Source organism: Rhizobium sp. 18055 (genome assembly GCF_902706285.1).
Lineage (GTDB): Bacteria > Pseudomonadota > Alphaproteobacteria > Rhizobiales > Rhizobiaceae > Rhizobium.
In genome coordinates this window covers 1-474 of record NZ_CACSKD010000204.1, presented here as the reverse complement: position 1 = coordinate 474, position 474 = coordinate 1, and the positions used below count along the sequence as shown (strand labels likewise).

General features: G+C 53.2%; 1 protein-coding gene. It reads right to left on the bottom strand.

The annotated features are described in order from the left end of the window. The coding region (locus GVL52_RS28735; RefSeq protein ID WP_200847981.1) for a hypothetical protein at positions 1-303 on the bottom strand (303 nt) is incomplete at its 3' end. Positions 304-474: the final 171 nt, after the last annotated feature.

Below are 474 nucleotides of genomic sequence, written 5' to 3'. Positions count from 1 at the left end.
CACGGTACCCAGTGCACGACCAGTTTTTCCATCCTTTACCCAGTCAATGGATGCAGCCCAGGTTCCGTTGAGATCGGGATAGAGCCATTGATTGAGACGGGGCACTTTTTCCCATATCCAGCGCCAACCAACGTAGACGAAGAACAGTAGTCCGAGATCGATCACTACCGCACCGCTAAACACGCGAAGGAAGCTGACCTCAATACCTAGCCGTTCCATTCCAAGCGCCACAAGAAAAGCCAGCAGCGCATACAGTCCAGCTAGCATCGAAATCACTTTTGTCATCGGAAGAAGGCTAAACATCACGCCACCTTTCCGTGCTCAAAAACTATCGGGCCATATTGCTTCGACACAACTCCCGTGCAAATCACGCCCTCAAGGCAAGACCCGAAGGCAGCTGCAAGGTAGCGCCCACCGAACCTCAGTCCGTTCGCTGGAGTCTCCACTTGCGCGGAAATCGCGGGTGAAAAATAG